At 70.9% G+C, this 16700-nt stretch carries 11 protein-coding genes; all 11 read left to right on the forward strand.

Going from position 1 to position 16700, the window contains the following annotated elements:
* The first annotated feature begins 379 nt into the window (after positions 1-379).
* The gene (locus AB0M83_RS46020) at positions 380-1582 is read left to right on the forward strand and encodes an ROK family transcriptional regulator (RefSeq protein WP_364528267.1); all 1203 of its coding nucleotides are present in this window, start codon (positions 380-382) and stop codon (positions 1580-1582) included.
* Positions 1583-1806: 224 nt separating this feature from the next.
* Positions 1807-2991 (forward strand): ROK family transcriptional regulator, encoded by a 1185-nt coding sequence (locus AB0M83_RS46025; RefSeq protein ID WP_364528270.1) that lies wholly within the window; start codon positions 1807-1809, stop codon positions 2989-2991.
* 73 nt (positions 2992-3064) lie between these two features.
* Entirely contained in the window at positions 3065-4567 is a 1503-nt protein-coding gene (locus AB0M83_RS46030) for a sugar ABC transporter ATP-binding protein (protein WP_364528273.1), read from the forward strand.
* A complete protein-coding gene (locus tag AB0M83_RS46035) occupies positions 4564-5562 on the forward strand; it encodes an ABC transporter permease (protein ID WP_364528275.1) in 999 nt (332 codons plus the stop codon). Before AB0M83_RS46030 ends, AB0M83_RS46035 begins: the two co-directional genes overlap by 4 nt.
* Positions 5563-5583: 21 nt before the next feature.
* Positions 5584-6639 carry a substrate-binding domain-containing protein gene (locus AB0M83_RS46040; RefSeq protein ID WP_364528278.1) on the forward strand — a complete coding sequence of 352 codons (1056 nt, stop codon included), beginning with the start codon at positions 5584-5586 and terminating at the stop codon, positions 6637-6639.
* Between the two features lie 93 nt (positions 6640-6732).
* Positions 6733-7881 (forward strand): Gfo/Idh/MocA family oxidoreductase, encoded by a 1149-nt coding sequence (locus AB0M83_RS46045; RefSeq protein WP_364528281.1) that lies wholly within the window; start codon positions 6733-6735, stop codon positions 7879-7881.
* On the forward strand, positions 7878-8882 hold the full coding sequence (locus AB0M83_RS46050) for a sugar phosphate isomerase/epimerase family protein (RefSeq protein ID WP_364528284.1): 1005 nt from the start codon (positions 7878-7880) through the stop codon (positions 8880-8882). The genes AB0M83_RS46045 and AB0M83_RS46050 overlap by 4 nt, the downstream gene beginning before the upstream one ends.
* 9 nt (positions 8883-8891) lie before the next feature.
* Positions 8892-9746, forward strand: a complete 855-nt coding sequence (locus AB0M83_RS46055; protein WP_364528287.1) for a TIM barrel protein — start codon at positions 8892-8894, stop codon at positions 9744-9746.
* A 19-nt stretch (positions 9747-9765) separates the two neighbouring features.
* A complete protein-coding gene (locus tag AB0M83_RS46060) occupies positions 9766-10746 on the forward strand; it encodes a multicopper oxidase domain-containing protein (protein ID WP_364528290.1) in 981 nt (326 codons plus the stop codon).
* Positions 10747-10758: 12 nt separating this feature from the next.
* Positions 10759-14703 (forward strand): ThuA domain-containing protein, encoded by a 3945-nt coding sequence (locus tag AB0M83_RS46065; RefSeq protein ID WP_364528293.1) that lies wholly within the window; start codon positions 10759-10761, stop codon positions 14701-14703.
* A gap of 57 nt (positions 14704-14760) precedes the next feature.
* On the forward strand, positions 14761-16584 hold the full coding sequence (locus tag AB0M83_RS46070; protein WP_364528296.1) for a copper-binding protein: 1824 nt from the start codon (positions 14761-14763) through the stop codon (positions 16582-16584).
* Positions 16585-16700: the final 116 nt, after the last annotated feature.

Below are 16700 nucleotides of genomic sequence, written 5' to 3' on the forward strand. Positions count from 1 at the left end.
CGGCGGCCCCCGGGGGTGCTGTCCGGCTGGCCGCGGGCCGCGGCCGGGCGCACCGGGTGGCGGCACAGTCGGCCGCCGACGCGGACGGACGGCCGGAAGAGGTTCATCATCCGGCGCGGGCCGCCCGGCGCTCGGTTCGGGTTCCCCGGCCGGCGCGGCGGCGGGGGTGCGCCCGGCACTTCAGCGGGTGTCGATCCGGCCGGGCAGCCCCTCGACAGCGCCGCCGGGACCAAGCGCTTCCCGGCCCGCCGGGCACTGGCAGGACGATGGCTGCCGAGGCTTCCCGGCCCGCGCGGCCGGGCGCCGGGGCACCCTCCGTCCATTCGGGACCGAGCGGCGCTCGGCCGGGCGCGGCGACCGACGCAGTAGGCTGAGGCGAATGAGCGCGGCATCCGGCACGGAGCACTCGATGGTCGAAACCCGGCACCAGACCCGGTTGCTCACCCTGTTGCGGGACGAGGGCCCGATGTCGCGGGTCGAGCTGGGGGAGCGGCTGGAGCTGCCGAGGGCCCGGGTCGGGGCCGAGGTGGCCCGGCTCGGCGAGGTCGGGCTGGTCGAGACCGCGGGGCCGTCGGCCAGCCGCGGCGGACGGCGCTCGACGCTGGTGCGGCTCGCGGGTGACCTGCGGGTGCTCTCGGTGGACGTCGGCGCGACGTCGGTCGGCGTGGCGGTCACCGACGCCTCGTGCGAGGTGCTCGCGCACGCCGTCGAGGACTGCGACGTCCGGCAGGGGCCGCACCCGGTGCTGCGGCGGGTCGCCGAGCTCGCGGGCAAGGTGCGGGACGAGGCGCCCGGCCGGCTGATCGCGGCGGGCATCGGCCTGCCGGGGCCGGTCAGCTTCGCCGAGGGGATGGCGGTGGCGCCGCCGATCATGCCCGGCTGGGACCGGTTCAACGTGCGGGACCACCTCGGCGGGCTCTGGGGCTGCCCGGTCGCGGTCGACAACGACGTCAACGCGATGGCGCTGGGCGAGCGTCACGCCGGGGTCGCGCGATCGACCGACGACCTGATGTTCGTCAAGATCGGCACCGGGATCGGCTGCGGGATCGTGCTCGGCGGCAAGGTGTACCGCGGGGTCGCCGGCACGGCGGGCGACATCGGGCACATCCGGCTCGACGACTTCGGCCCGACCTGCGCCTGCGGCGAGGTCGGCTGCCTGGAGGCCTACTTCGGCGGGGCCGCGCTGGCCCGCGACGGGCTGGCCCTGGCGCGCAGCGGCCGTTCGGCCCACCTCGCCGAGGTGGCCACCGAACGCGGCGTGATCACCGCCCGCGACGTCGGCCGCGCCGCCGCGGCGGGCGACTTCGGCGCGGTCAACCTCATCCGCGACGGCGGGCGCCGGGTCGGCCAGGTCGTCGCGTCCCTGGTCAGCTTCCTCAACCCCGGGATGGTGGTGATCGGCGGCGGCGTGGCCCAGCTCGGGCACCAGCTCCTCGCCGAGGTCCGCGGCGCGGTCTACCGGCGCTCGCTGCCCCTGGCCACGGGGAACCTCCCGATCGTGCTGTCGGAGCTCGGCGAGACGGCCGGCGTCATCGGGGCCGCGTGGTCGGCCACCGACCGCGCGTTCACGCTCAGCAGCTGACCCCCCGCTCTCACGTTCCGTCGCCGAGTAACTTCCCCTCGTAACGTCGAAACGAGACAGACTTTCGTATCGAAAGAACGAAAGTCTGTCCGGTTTCGCACGTCTATCCGGGTGAATACCGGGTACCAGGCGACCACATCACCTTGACGAGTGATGCGCGCCACCCTACTTTCGCTGCCTGAGAGACAAAGTCAGTTCAGTGCGCAGCACAAGTTGGGGGCACCGTGGCCGTCACCGGGACGAGGGACGCCGATCCGGCGAGCCCGCGTACGGCGAACCTGGCCGCGGTCCTGCGCGCCCTCCGCACCGGACCGCTCTCGCGCACGCAGCTCGCGGCCCGCTGCGGGATCGCGAAGTCGGCGGTTCCCGGCCTGCTCACCGAGCTCGCCGGGCGCGGCCTGATCCGGCCCGCCGGCGTCCTTCCCGGCCACGGCCGGCCGAGCCGGCTGGTCGAACTGCACGGCGAAGACGCGTACGCGCTGGCTCTCGGCATCGAGGCCGATCGGCTGTCGGCGCTGGTCACCGACCTCTCCGGCCGGGTGCTGGCCGAGCGGGCGGAGACGGTCGACGTCGCCGCGCTCGGGCTCCAGAGAGGCATGGACGAACTCGCCCACCTCGCCCACCGGGTGCTGCCCGGGCCGCCGGTCGGGGTCGCGATCTCGGTGCCCGGCCTGGTCGACTCGGCCGCGGCGGTGCTGCGGCTGGCTCCGGCCCTGCGCTGGCGTGACGCCGAAATCGCCGGCCTGATGGCGGCCCGCCTGAACCTCCCGGCCGACGCCATCGCCGTGGACAACGAAGCCAACCTCGGCGCGCTCGCCGAGTCGGTCGCCGGTGCCGGCGAGCTGTTCTACCTCAGCGGCGGCACGGCGGTCGGGGGCGGCCTCGTCTCCGGCGGCGCCATCCTCCGCGGCGCACGCGGGTTCGCCGGCGAGGTCGGGCACATCGCCGTCGACCCGTCCGGCGAGCGGTGTTCCTGCGGCCGGACCGGCTGCCTCGAAACGAAGGCGAACCTGGCCGCCGTCCTGCGCGCTGCGGCACCGCCGGGCGATCCGCTGCACGATCCCGCCCTCGGCGTCGAAGGCCGGGTCGCCCAGCTGAAGCACCGCGTCCGGCACGGCGACCAGCGCGCGGCCACGGCGGTCCACGGCCTCGGTGTCGCCCTCGGCGTCGCCCTGTCCACCGTGGTCGACGTGCTCGACCCGGACGTCGTCGTCCTCGGCGGCTACTTCGCCGAACTCGGCGACTGGCTGGTGGAGCCGATCCGCGTCGAACTCGCCGTCCGGCCGCTCGGCCACGCCACGGTGGTGCCGTCGCGGCTCGGTCTGCGGGCCCCGCTGCGGGGCGCCGCGCACCTGGCCGCCGAGCGGCTGTTCGCGAATCCGACGCTCATCGAGGAGGCCTCGGTATGAGGGAGCTTGCGAGCGAGTCATCCACCACTGCGCTTCCGGCTCAGGCGGCACCGAGCGCCGGCGAGGTGTGCGCATGAGCCTGCTGTCCGTCCGCGGGATCGTGAAGACCTTCCCGGGGGTCCGCGCGCTCGACGGCGTCGACCTCGACGTCGAACCCGGCGAGGTGCACTGCCTGCTCGGGCAGAACGGCGCGGGGAAGTCGACGCTGATCAAGGTCCTCGCCGGGGCGCACCAGCCCGACACGGGGGAGATCACGTGGCAGGGCGAGCCCGTGTCGCTCGCCACGCCGGTCGACGCCCTGCGCCTGGGCATCGCCACGATGTACCAGGAACTGGACCTCGTGCCCGGCCTTTCGGTGGCGGACAACATCTTCCTCGGCCACGAGCGGGCCCGGTTCGGGTTCACGCGGATCTCCGAGGCCCGCGACGAAGCCGCCCGGCTGATGGCCCGGCTCGGCCACCCCGGCATCCGGCCGTGGCACGAGGTGGGCCGGCTGTCCGCCGCCGGCCAGCAACTCGTGTCGATGGCCCGCGCGCTGGCCCACGACGCCCGGCTGCTCGTGATGGACGAACCCACCGCCGCGCTGGCCGGCGAAGAGGTCGACAACCTGTTCCGCATCGTCGGCGAGCTGACCGGGGACGGCGTCGCGGTCGTCTACATCTCGCACCGGCTCGAGGAGCTGCGCCGGATCGGGGACCGGGTGACCGTGCTCAAGGACGGCCGGACCGTCGGCACCGGCCTCGACGCTGCCACGACGCCGACCGCCGACCTGGTCGCGCTGATGGCCGGGCGCAGGGTCGAGACCGTCTTCGGCCCCCGCCACGACGGCCACGCCGACAAGACCAAGCGGGCCCTGGAAGTCGAAGGGCTGACCCGGGCCGGTGAGTTCGAGAACGTCGGCTTCACCGTTCACGCCGGCGAGGTCGTCGGCATCGCCGGGCTGGTCGGGTCCGGCCGCAGCGAACTGCTGGAGACGATCTTCGGCGCGCGCAAGGCCGACGGCGGAACCGTGACCGTCCAGGGGAAAGCGCTGAGCCCCGGCAACGTCCAGGCCGCCGTCAAGGCGGGGATCGGGCTGGCCCCGGAAGAGCGCAAGAGCCAGGGCCTCCTGCTGGACCTGCCGGTGGTCCACAACGTGACGCTGGCGAGCCTGCCCCGGTACGCCAAGCTCGGGTTCACCGACCGCGGCCGGGAGCTGGACGACGCCGGCGCCAGCCTGCGGCGCCTCGACCTGCGGCCCGCCGACCCGCGGCGGATCGTCCGCACGCTTTCGGGTGGCAACCAGCAGAAGGCGGTGCTCGCCCGGTGGCTGGTCCGCGGGTGCCGGGTGCTGCTGCTCGACGAGCCGACGCGCGGCGTCGATGTCGGCGCGCGCGCCGAGCTCTACCGGCTGATCGACGAGCTGGCCGCGACGGGCGTGGCGATCGTGCTGGTGTCCAGTGAAATCCCCGAGGTGCTCGGGCTGTCCGACCGGGTGCTGGTGCTGCGCGAGGGCCGTGTCCTCGCCGACCGGTCGTCGGCCGGGCTGACCGAGGCCGAGGTGCTCGACGTGATTCTCGAGGGGAGCGCGGCATGACCGAAACCCAAGCACCGCCACAGAAAGCGCCTCCCGTCGAACGGAAGCGGTTCGCCTTCCGGGCCGACCCGCGGCTGCTCGGCCTGGCCGGGGTGCTCGTCGTGCTCTGCCTGGTCGGCCAGTTCACCCGGCCGGAGCTGTTCTTCACCGAAAGCAACATCTCGACGATCCTGCGGCTGGCCGCGGCGATCGGCGTGGTCAGCGTCGGGATGACGTTCGTGATCATCAGCGGCGGCATCGACCTGTCCGTCGGCTCGATCGTCGCGCTGTCGAGCGTCTGGCTGACGACCTTGGCCACCCAGTCCTACGGACCGTGGGTGATGGTCCTCTGCGGGCTCGCGGTCGGGCTCGGCTGCGGGCTGGTCAACGGCGTCCTCGTCTCCTACGGCCGGGTCGTGCCGTTCATCGCGACGCTCGCGATGTACGTCTCGGCACGCGGGCTCGCCGAGCGGCTCAGCGGCCGCCGCACGCAGGTCGTCGCCGACCAGGACTTCCTCGCTTTCTTCCGCGGCGACCTGCTCGGCATCCCGGTGCTGATCTGGCTGTTCGCGCTCGTGTTCGCGATCGGCTGGGTCGTGCTCAACCGCACCACCTTCGGCCGCCGGACCTACGCGGTCGGCGGCAACATCGAGGCGTCGCGGCTGGCCGGGATCAACGTCAAGCGGCACCTCGCGCTCGTCTACGGCGTCGCCGGGCTGTGCTGCGGGATCGCCGCGCTGATGGTCGTCGCGCGGACGACCGCGGGCGCCTCCACCAACGGCATGTTCTACGAGCTCGACGCGATCGCGGCCGTCGTCATCGGCGGCACGCTGCTCACCGGCGGCCGCGGCTCGCTGATCGGCACCCTGATCGGTGTGCTGATCTTCACGGTGCTGTCCAACCTCTTCACGCTCAACAACCTGGACACCGACATCCAGAACATCGCCAAGGGCGTGATCATCGTCCTCGCCGTGCTCTTGCAGTTCCGGGCCAGGAAAGCCCGGACCGGTCCTTAATCACCACCTCTGGAGGTCGTCATGACCGATCAACCCTTCCTCGGCCGCCGGGGTTTCCTGCTCGGCGGCGCCGCGGTCGGTGCCGGCGCGCTGCTGGCCGGCTGCACGTCGAACACGCCCGCGAACTCGGAATCCAACGCGCCGGTCGCCAACGCGGGCAACAACGCCCAGCCGGGAAAGGCGGTCACGATCGGCTTCTCCGCGCCGGCCGCCGACCACGGCTGGATCGCGGCGATCACCAAGAACGCCAAGGCGCAGGCGCAGAAGTTCAGCGAGGTGAAGTTCACCGCGACCGAGGGCACCAACGACGTCAACCAGCAGATCTCCCAGGTGGAGACGCTGATCAACGCCAAGGTGAACGTGCTGGTGATCCTGCCCTTCGACGGCAAGGCGCTCACCTCGGTCGGGCAGCAGGCGATGGACGCGGGGATCCCGGTGATCAACCTGGACCGCGTCTTCGAGACGCCGCTCGCCTACAGAACGTGGATCGGCGGCGACAACTACCGGATGGGCGTCAACGCCGGCAACTACATCGCCCAGCAGCTGAAGGCGAAGAACGTCGCGAACCCGGTCATCGGCGAGGTCGCCGGGATCGACTCGCTGCCCCTGACCCAGGAACGCAGCAAGGGCTTCTCCGACGCGCTCGGGCGGGCCGGGTTCAAGGTCGGCCCGCGGGTCTCGGCGCAGTTCACGTCGGAGTCGGGTGAGCAGCAGACGGCGAACCTGCTCCAGGGCGCGCCCAAGCTGGACGCCCTGTGGAACCACGACGACGACCAGGGCATCGGCGTCAACGCCGCGATCGACACCGCGGGCCGCAAGGAGTTCATCATGGTCGGCGGAGCCGGCTCGAAGAACATGATGAACCTGATCAAGGCCGACAGTTCGCCGATCAAGGCGACCGTGCTCTACAGCCCGTCGATGGCCTCGACGGCGATCGCGCTGGCTCGCCTGCTCGGGCAGGGCAAGGGGATCGGCGACCTCGCCGAGCACGACATCCCGGCCGAGATCACCACGTACTCCGCGGTCGTCACCAAGGAGAACGTCGACCAGTACCTCGACGTCGGCTTCGACTCCTGACCGCAGTCTTCCGCAGCCGGTCGTGAGTGTTCGGTCGGGTTCTGACCCGACCGAACACTCACGACGGCCTGCACCCAGCTACCAAGGAGGGGTATGAGCCCGGCACGGGAAACCATCGGGATCGGGATGGTGGGCCACGCGTTCATGGGTGCGGTGCATTCGCACGCCTGGCGCAGCGTCCACCGGTTCTTCGACCCACCGCTGGTGCCGAGACTCGCCGTGCTCGCCGGCCGCGACGAGGCCCGGGCGACCGCCGCGGCCGCCAAGTTCGGCTGGGACGCGGTCGAAACCGACTGGCGGAAGCTGATCGCCCGCGACGACGTCGGCCTGGTCGACGTCTGCACGCCGGGCGACAGCCACGCCGAGATCGCGATCGCCGCGCTGGAGGCCGGGAAGCACGTGCTGTGCGAGAAGCCCCTGGCCAACTCGGTGGCGGAGGCCGAAGCGATGGCCGAAGCCGCGCGAAAGGCCCGGGAACGCGGGGTGCGGGCCATGGTCGCGTTCAACTACCGCCGGGTGCCCGCGCTGGCGCACGCCAGGAAGCTGGTGGCGAGCGGGGCGCTCGGCGAGATCCGGCACGTGCGGTCGGTCTACTTGCAGGACTGGCTGTCGGACCCGCAGGCGCCGATGACCTGGCGGCTGCGTCGCGAATCCGCGGGTTCGGGTGCGCTGGGCGACCTCGGCGCGCACATCGTCGACGCCGCCCAGTTCGTCACCGGCGAAGTGGTCACCGGCGTCTCGGCGCTGACGAACACCTTCGTGAAGCAGCGGCCGGCCGAGAACGGCGGGACGGACGACGTGACGGTCGACGACACCGCGTTGTTCCTGGCCCGGCTCTCCGGGGGAGCCGTGGCGAGCTTCGAGGCGACCCGGTTCGCGCTCGGGCGCAAGAACGCGATGCGGCTGGAGGTCAACGGGTCGAAGGCGAGCCTGGCGTTCGACTTCGAGTCGATGAACGAGCTCCAGTGGTACGAAGGCGGCGGTACCGAGGCCGGCTTCCGGCGCATCCTGGTCACCGAGCCGGAGCACCCGTACGTCGGGGTGTGGTGGCCGCCGGGCCACCTGCTCGGCTACGAGCACACGTTCACCCACGAGGTCGCCGACTTCCTCGACGCCATCGGCTCGGGTACCGACCCGGCACCGAGCTTCGACGACGGCCTGCGGGTCCAGCGGGTGCTGGACGCCGTCGAGCAGAGCGCGGCCGCCGAAGCGAAGTGGACCTCGGTGGAGGAGGGGAAGTGAGCCGTCCGGTCACGCTGTTCACCGGCCAGTGGGCGGACCTGCCGTTCACCGAGGTCTGCAAGCTCGCGGCCGAGTGGGGGTACGACGGCCTGGAGATCGCCTGCTCCGGCGACCACTTCGAGGTCGATCGCGCACTGTCCGAAGAGGACTACGTGCCGGGGCGGCTCGCGCTGCTCGCCGAGCACGGGCTCAAGGTGTGGGCGATCTCGAACCACCTCGTCGGCCAGGCCGTCTGCGACGACCCGATCGACGCCCGGCACCGCGCGATCCTCCCGTCCCGCATCTGGGACGACGGCGAACCCGAGGGCGTCCGGCGCCGGGCGGCCGCCGAAATGGCCGACACGGCGAGGGCGGCGGCGAAGCTCGGGGTCGACACCGTCATCGGGTTCACCGGGTCGAAGATCTGGAAGTACGTGGCGATGTTTCCGCCGGTCACGCGCGATGACATCGTTGACGGCTACGAAGACTTCGCGCGTCGCTGGCACCCGATCCTCGACGTCTTCGACGAGGTGGGCGTCCGGTTCGCGCACGAGGTTCACCCGTCGGAGATCGCCTACGACTACTGGACGACCCAGCGGGCGCTCGAAGCCGTCGGCCACCGGCCGGCGTTCGGGCTGAACTGGGACCCGTCGCACTTCGTCTGGCAGGACCTCGACCCGGTCGGGTTCATCCTCGACTTCGCCGACCGGATCTACCACGTCGACTGCAAGGACACCCGCAAGCGCTTCGACGGCCGCAACGGACGGCTCGGCTCGCACCTGGCCTGGGCCGATCCGCGCCGGGGCTGGGACTTCGTGTCCGTCGGCCACGGCGACGTCCCGTGGGAGGACTGCTTCCGGGCGCTGAACTCGATCGGCTACACCGGCCCGATCTCGGTGGAGTGGGAAGACGCCGGGATGGACCGGCTCCGGGGCGCGGCGGAGGCGGTGAAGTACCTGCGCGAGCACCTGTTCGACCAGCCGTCGGCGGCTTTCGACGCGGCTTTCAGCAATCAGAAATGAGGGAGTTCCATGTGCGGTCATGAAGCTGAGCAGCACTCCCGACGAACGTTCCTGAACGTGGCGACAGCCGCCCTGACGGTGGGGGCGGCGGCCATCGCGCTACCTGGCACCGCGGACGCTTCCCCGGCCCGCCGGCGCGTCCCGCTCGACAAGATCAGCATCCAGCTCTACTCCCTGCGTTCCCTCCTGCAGAACGACCCCGAAGGCACGCTCTCCGCGCTGTCCGACATCGGCTACCGGAAGGTCGAGCTGGCCGGGACGTACGGCCGCAGCGCGACCGAGTTCCGCGCCATCCTCGACCGGTGCCACCTGAAGGCGTCCTCGACCCACGTGGGCATCGACGGCGACCTGAACCAGACCATCGCCGACGCGAGGATCCTCGGGAACTCCTACGCCGTGGTGCCGTACGCCCAGTTCGGCACCATCGCCGAGTGGGAGACCTTCGCCGGCCGGATGAACACCGCGGCGGTGGCGTTCAAGAAGGCCGGGCTCAAGCTCGGGTACCACAACCACGACCACGAGTTCCACCCGATCGACGGCGTGCTGCCGTACGACGTGCTGACGTCGAAGACGAACAAGCGGGACGTGCACCTGGAGATCGACTTGTTCTGGGCGGTGAACGGCGGGGCCGACCCCGTCGAGCTGTTCCGGCGCAACTACCCGCGCGTGACGCAGTACCACGTCAAGGACCGGACCGCGGACGGGCAGATGACCGACCCCGGCACCGGCGTCATCAACTTCCCGCGCATCTTCGCCGCTTCCTGCCACACCATCGCCGAATACATCGTCGAGCACGACCAGCCGACCGACCCGCTCAACACCGCCAAGGTCGGCTTCGAATACCTCCGCACCGTACGGTTCTGAGACCCCGGGGGAAATCCACATGCGAGTGTCACGTCGGTCGATGCTGGCCGGAACCGCCGCGGGGGTGCTCGTCCCCGCCCTCGGCGCAGGCGCCGACTCGGCGTCTGCGGCGGGCCTGACCCGCCGGATCACGATCTACGCGGAAGCGCTTCCCGGTGGCCTCTACGGCTACGGGCTCGAACCGGGCAAAGCCACGATCCCCGGCCCGCTGCTGGAGATCTACGAGGCCGACACCCTCGAGATCGAGCTGGTCAACCGGACCGACCAGCGGCTGTCGATCCACCCGCACGGCGTCAACTACGACACCGGGTCCGACGGCGCCCCGCTCAACGCGTCGTTCAACAAGCCGGGCGAGACCCGGACCTACACCTGGAAGACGCGGACCCGCTACGAAGCGAGCGGCGGGTTCTGGATGCCGGGCAGCGCCGGGTACTGGCACTACCACGACCACGCGATGGGCACCGACCACGGCAGCGGCGGTCTCGCGCGCGGGCTCTACGGCGGGCTGATCGTGCGCAAGCGCGGCGATCTGCTGCCCAGCCGGCAGTACACCGTCGTGTTCAACGAGATGATGATCAACCACAAGATGGCGCCCGACACCCCGATGTTCGAGGCGCGGCTCGGCGAGCGCGTCGAGTGGGTGTGCATCGGGCACGGCAGCCTGCCGCACACGTTCCACCTGCACGCGCACCGCTGGGCCGACACCCGCACCGGGATGTTGAGCAGTGCCACCGACAACGCCCAGGTCGTCGACAACAAGAACCTCGACCCCGGCGGCTCGTTCGGTTTCCAGGTGATCGCCGGCGAAGGCGTCGGCCCGGGGGTGTGGATGTACCACTGCCACGTCCAGACCCACGCCGACGGCGGGATGGTGGGCCTCTTCCTGGTCCGCAACGCCGACGGCAGCCTGCCGGACGGGGCCCAGGAAGCGATCGACCGGTTCAAGGAGCACGGCCACGCCGGGCACGACATGAACCCCGACGGCCGCACCCACGCTTAGGAGGGATCGATCATGAGGAGACGTTGGTTCGGCCGGCGGATGGCGGTCATGCTCGCCATCGGGTCGGTCCTCGCGGCCGGGGCACCGCTGATGGCGATGCCGATGGCCCAAGCGGCGCCGGCGGCGAACGTCGCGGTGAACGTGCTGGTGTTCCACGGCGCGGCGGCCGATCAGAAGGACCCGGTGCTGCGTGCGGCGGACGCGATCGCGCGGCTCGGGCAGGACAACGGCATCACGGTGACGGCGTCGTCCGACCCCGCCGTGTTCACCGCGGCGAACCTCGCCAAGTACCGCGGCGTGGTGTTCCTGTCCGCGCAGGGCGTGACGCTCACGCGTGAGCAGGAAGCCGCGCTGCAGGCCTACATGAAGGCCGGCGGCGGGTTCCTCGGCATCTCCGACGCCGCCCGCGCGCAGGACTCGTCCCAGTGGTTCACCGGGCTGATCGGCGCCCGCCCGGTCGGGGCCCGCCCGACACCCGAAGCGGTGGCGTCGGTGACCGCGAGCGGCGAGAACCCCCCGAACGAGACCAAGGAAAAACTGGCCGACAACAACGAGAACACGAAGTGGCTGACGTTCTCGCCGACCGGCTGGGTCGCCTACAAGATGGCGGCGCCGGTCGCGGTCAGCAGCTACTCGCTGGTGTCGGCCAACGACTTCCTGGGCCGGAACCCGAAGAACTGGACCCTGCAGGGCTCCGCCGACGGGACCACGTGGACCGACCTGGACACGCGGACGAACGAGGTCTTCACCGACCCGTTCCAGACCCGGACGTTCACCTTCGCCAACACCACGGTCTACCCGAACTACCGGCTGAACATCACCGCGAACGCCGGTGAGCCGATCATCCAGCTGGCGGACCTCAAGCTGTTCAAGGACACCTCGACGACCCCGCCGCCGCCGGAACCCGCGCCGCAGCAGGCTGTGCTCGACGTCCTGGACGCCCATCACCCGGCGACCGCCGGCCTGCCGCAGAACTGGACGCGCACCGACCGCTGGCTCAACTGGGAGACCAACCCGGTCGGCACCGTCCACACGGTCGCGCAGGTGGAGGAGAAGGGCTACAACCCGGGCGTCGGCGCGAACGGCGCGTTCCACCCGATCTCCTGGTGCCGTGACTACGACGGCGGCCGCTCCTTCTACACCGGCATGGGCCGCACCGAAGGGTCCTACGGCGAAGCGCAGTTCCGCGACCACCTGCTCGGCGCGTTGCGCTGGACGACCGGGATGGTGCGCGGCGACTGCCAGGCCGGGATCGCCGCGAACTACAAGATCGAACGGCTGACCGGCAAGAACGCCGCCGGGCAGCTCGACCAGATCGGCGAGCCGCACGGGCTCACCATCGCCCCCGACGGCAAGATCTTCTACATCGGCAAGGCGGCCTGCCCGACCGGGCCCGTGGTCAGCTGGGACGACCCGAACGTCGGCCTCGGCTGCGGCACGGTCCACCAGTGGGACCCGGCCACCAAGAAGGTCAAGCTGCTCACGACGTTGCGCGTGATGGGCAACCGGGGCAGCGGTGACGAGCTCGTCAAGAACGAAGAGGGCCTGCTCGGGCTGACACTGGACCCGAAGTTCGCCGAGAACGGCTACATGTACGCCTACTGGATGCCGCACGAGTCGATCGACCGCGACAAGCGGATCGGCAAGCGCACGGTCTCGCGGTTCACCTACAACGCCACCGCGCAGACGCTCGACCAGGCCACCCGCAAGGACCTGCTGTCCTGGGACGTCCAGATCCACAGCTGCTGCCACGCCGGCGGCGGCATGGCGTTCGACAAGGACGGGAACCTCTACATCGGCTCCGGGGACAACAACTCCTCGGGCGGCTCGAACGGCTACTCGGGCAACAACTGGACGCTCGACTACAAGGGCCTTTCGTTCCAGGACGCCCGCCGTACCGCGGGCAACACGAACGACCTCGGCGGCAAGATCCTGCGCATCCACCCGGAGGCGAACGGGACGTACACGATCCCGCAGGGCAACCTCTTCCCGAACGGGCCGGCGGACAAGACGCGCCCGGAGATCTACGTGATGGGCGTCCGCAACATCTCCCGGCTGCAGATCGACCCGGTGCACAACTGGATGACCGCGGGCTGGGTCGGCCCCGACGCGTCTTCGCCGAGCCCCGAGCTCGGGCCGGCGAAGTACGAGACGGCGACCATCATCACCGAGGCGGGCAACCACGGCTGGCCGTACTGCATGGGCAACCGGCAGCCCTACCGCGACCGCAGCAGCACCAACGCCGCGGAGCTGACCGGCTGGTACGACTGCGACAACCCGGTCAACACCTCGCCGCGCAACACCGGCCTGGTGAACCTGCCGCCGATCAAGGACAACATGATCTGGTACTCGCCGGACGGCGGCGGGCCGGTGTTCCCGAAGCGGCCGGGCAGCTCGATCCCGACCTACAACGCGGCGGACGCCACCTACACCCAGCCGTACCTGCGGGGTGGCGGCCAGGCGGTCATGTCCGGGCCGACGTACCACCGCTCGCTGGTCAACACGAACAGCGGCGTGGCGTGGCCGGAGTACTGGGACAACAAGTGGTTCATCGGCGACGAGTCCAACGCCCAGAACCGCGTCGCGGTGACCGTGGACCCGGCGGGCGTGCCGACGCACCAGCCGCCGGTGTTCGCCGAGACGTTCCGGCAGATCATCCCCGGCGGCGCGGGGGACACCCGGGTGCAGAGCTGGATGGACGCCAAGTTCGGGCCGGACGGCGCGCTGTACGTGCTCGACTACGGCAACGGGTTCTTCTCCTTGGACGCCAACCAGAAGCTGCTCAAGATCAGCTACACGGGCGGCGCGCCGACCCCGGCGCCGGCCGCGTCGTCGACCATGGTGCAGAACAAGGCGCTCACGGCGGCGTTCACCGGGTCGAAGTCCGGCGGCGTGTCCTACCGCTGGGAGTTCGGCGACGGCTCGGTGTCCACCCAGGCGGACCCGCGCCACACCTACCCGCGCACCGGGATCTTCACCGCCAAGCTGACCGTGACGTACGCGAACGGTGAAGCGGTGACGACCCGGACCGCGGTGAACGTCGGGTGCGTGGTGGCCGATCCGAGTCCGGTCGTGACCTTGGGCGATGCCATCACGAAGGTGCCCAACCGCAACGCCGGTGGTGGCTGCACGGTCGACGACTTCATCAACGACGAAGGCACGTGGACCACGCACGCCGCGTTCGTCAACCACGTCGAGCAGGCCACCGAGACCCTCGACGAGCTCGGGGTGCTCAGCAGCGCCGAGGCGGCCGAGCTGAACGCGGCGGCGGAGGCGTCGCCGATCGGGAACCCGGGGACCACCGGATACGAGGCGCTCTTCGACGGCACGGCCGAGTCGCTGCGGGCTTGGGAACAGGCGCCGTCCGGGCAGTTCTCGCTCCAGCCCGACGGGTCGATCCGGTCGGCCGGCGGGTTGGGCATGCTCTGGTACGCCCAGCGCCAGTTCGGCGACTTCTCGGTGAAACTGCAGTTCAAGGACATCGCCCCGGATCCGAACCGGGCCAACACCGGGGTCTTCGTCCGGTTCCCGGACCCGCGGACGCCGCTGGAGCAGCGGCCACCGGGCAGCTGCGGGACGGTCGGCTCGGCGCGGACGTCGCAGGCGTGGGTCGCGATCTACTGCGGCCACGAGATCCAGATCTACGACGGCGACAGCGGTGAGCCGCAGAAGACCGGGTCGATCTACAACTTCGACCCGCGCCCGCTCGACCAGGCGGGGGCGCGGCCGAAGGCGACCTGGAACGACTACGAGGTCAAGGTCGTCGGCCAGCACTACACGATCATCCGCAACGGCGTGGTGATCAACGAGTTCGACAACACGCCGGGTCAGCAGTCCTCGCGGGCCGGTGATCCGCCGACCGATCTGCGGCAGTTCGTCAGCGGGTTCATCGGGTTGCAGAACCACAGTGACAACGACCTGACCGAGTTCCGCAACATCCGGGTGCGGCAGCTGTAGCGCGACGGGGGCCGGGCGCGCGCCCGGCCCCCGTTCCTCCCAGGAAGGTTTCCCGCGATGTCCCCACGACCGATCGCCGTGCTGCTGGCCGCTTTCCTGGTCTTGCTCGGGCTCGTCACCCCCGCGGTGGCGGCGCCCGTCCAGACCCTGACCTGGACCGCGGGCGACAGCGTCACCGCTTACACGTCCGCGCCCACCGGCGCGCTGCCCGGCGAGACAACGATCGTCTTCGAAAACAGCGAAGCCACCGGCAACACGACGGGGATGTCGCACACCCTGACGTTCGACACGTCGACGCCGGGCTACAACCACGACGTCTCGCTGAACGTCCTGGCCAACCCGTTCGACCCGCAGAACGGGCGGCACGAGGCGGTCGTGACGCTCACCCCGGGCAAGTACCGGTACTACTGCACGATCCCCGGGCACTCGACGATGGTGGGGGAGTTCGTCGTCTCCGACGGCGGCGGCGACTCGACCCCGCCGGCGGTGACGGCCGCCGTGGCCGGTGCTCGCGATTCCTCCGGTAACTACATCGAGTCGGCCACGGTGACGCTCTCCGCGACCGACGCGGGATCCGGGGTGGCCTCGGTCGAGTACCAGCTGGACGGCGGTACCTGGACCGCGTACGCGGCGCCGGTGGTGGTTTCCGCTGTGGGCACGCACATGCTCCACTACCGCGCCACCGACGTCGCCGGCAACACGTCCGAAGAGGGCATGGAGCACTTCACGATCGTCGAAGGGCAGGGGGACACGACCCCGCCCACGGTGACCGCGGCGATCAGCGGGCAGCAGGACTCGTCGGGCAACTACGTCGACGTCGCCACGGTCAAGCTGACCGCGACCGACGCCGATTCGGCGGTCGCCTCCGTGGAGTACCAGCTGGACGGCGGGACGTGGACCGCCTACACCGCACCGGTCGCGGTCACCGGCGCGGGTGAGCACATGGTCCACTACCGGGCGACCGACGAGGCCGGGAACACGTCCCCGGAGGGCATGTCCCACTTCACCGTGGTGAAGAGCGACACGACGCCGCCGACCGTGACCGCTTCCGTAGCCGGTACGCAGGACGGCGACGGCAGCTACGTCGGCAAGGCAACCGTCACGGTCGTGGCTTCGGACACCGGGTCCGGGATCGCGGCGGTGGAGTACCGGGTGGACGGCGGCGCGTGGACCGCCTACACCGCACCGGTTCCGGTGACCGCGCCCGGCGCGCACACGGTCGACTCCCGGGCCCGGGACGTCGCCGGGAACGCGTCGGCTCCGGCGAGCGTGTCCTTCACCGTGGTCGCCGGCGGCGACACGACGGCGCCCCTGGTGTCCCTCGCGGTGAGCGGCAAGCAGGACGGCGACTGGTCGTACGTCGGCCAAGCGTCGGTGACGCTGACCGCCACCGACGCCGGGTCCGGTGTGGCCTCGATGGAGTACAAAGTGGACAGTGGAGCCTGGACGCGGTACACCACGCCGGTGGTCGTGTCCACCCTCGGCGCGCACACCGTGGGTGCGCGGGCCACGGACGTCGCCGGGAACGTCTCGCTGGAGGTGTTCGGTGCGTTCCGGGTGGTTTCGGCGGTCCCGCCGCCGGACGCCTGCCCGGTCTCGGACACCCGGGAGACGGTGGTGATCGGCGGGGTCGACAGCCAGGTGGAGAACATCGACATCGGCAACGGCTGCACGCTCAACGACGTCATCGACGAGAACGCGGAGTACGCGTCGCACGACCGGTTCGTGAAGCACGTGAAGGCGGTGACGCAGGAACTGGTGGCGAACGAGGTGCTGTCTTCGGGCGACCGCAACCGCATCGTGACGGCGGCGATCGAGTCGGACATCGGCGGCGCGCCCACCGCCGGTGCCCGGGCCGGCGACGTCAGGAAGCTGCTGTAGCCGCTCGCACTTCCCGCAGGGCCTCCCGGGCGGCGGCGCCGAACTCGGCTATTGGTCTGGACCAAGCATGGTGATACGACTCAGTGATCGGAATGGTCCACCCGGGTCACTGTGGG

It is taken from the genome of Amycolatopsis sp. NPDC051106 (assembly GCF_040682775.1).
Classification (GTDB): domain Bacteria; phylum Actinomycetota; class Actinomycetes; order Mycobacteriales; family Pseudonocardiaceae; genus Amycolatopsis.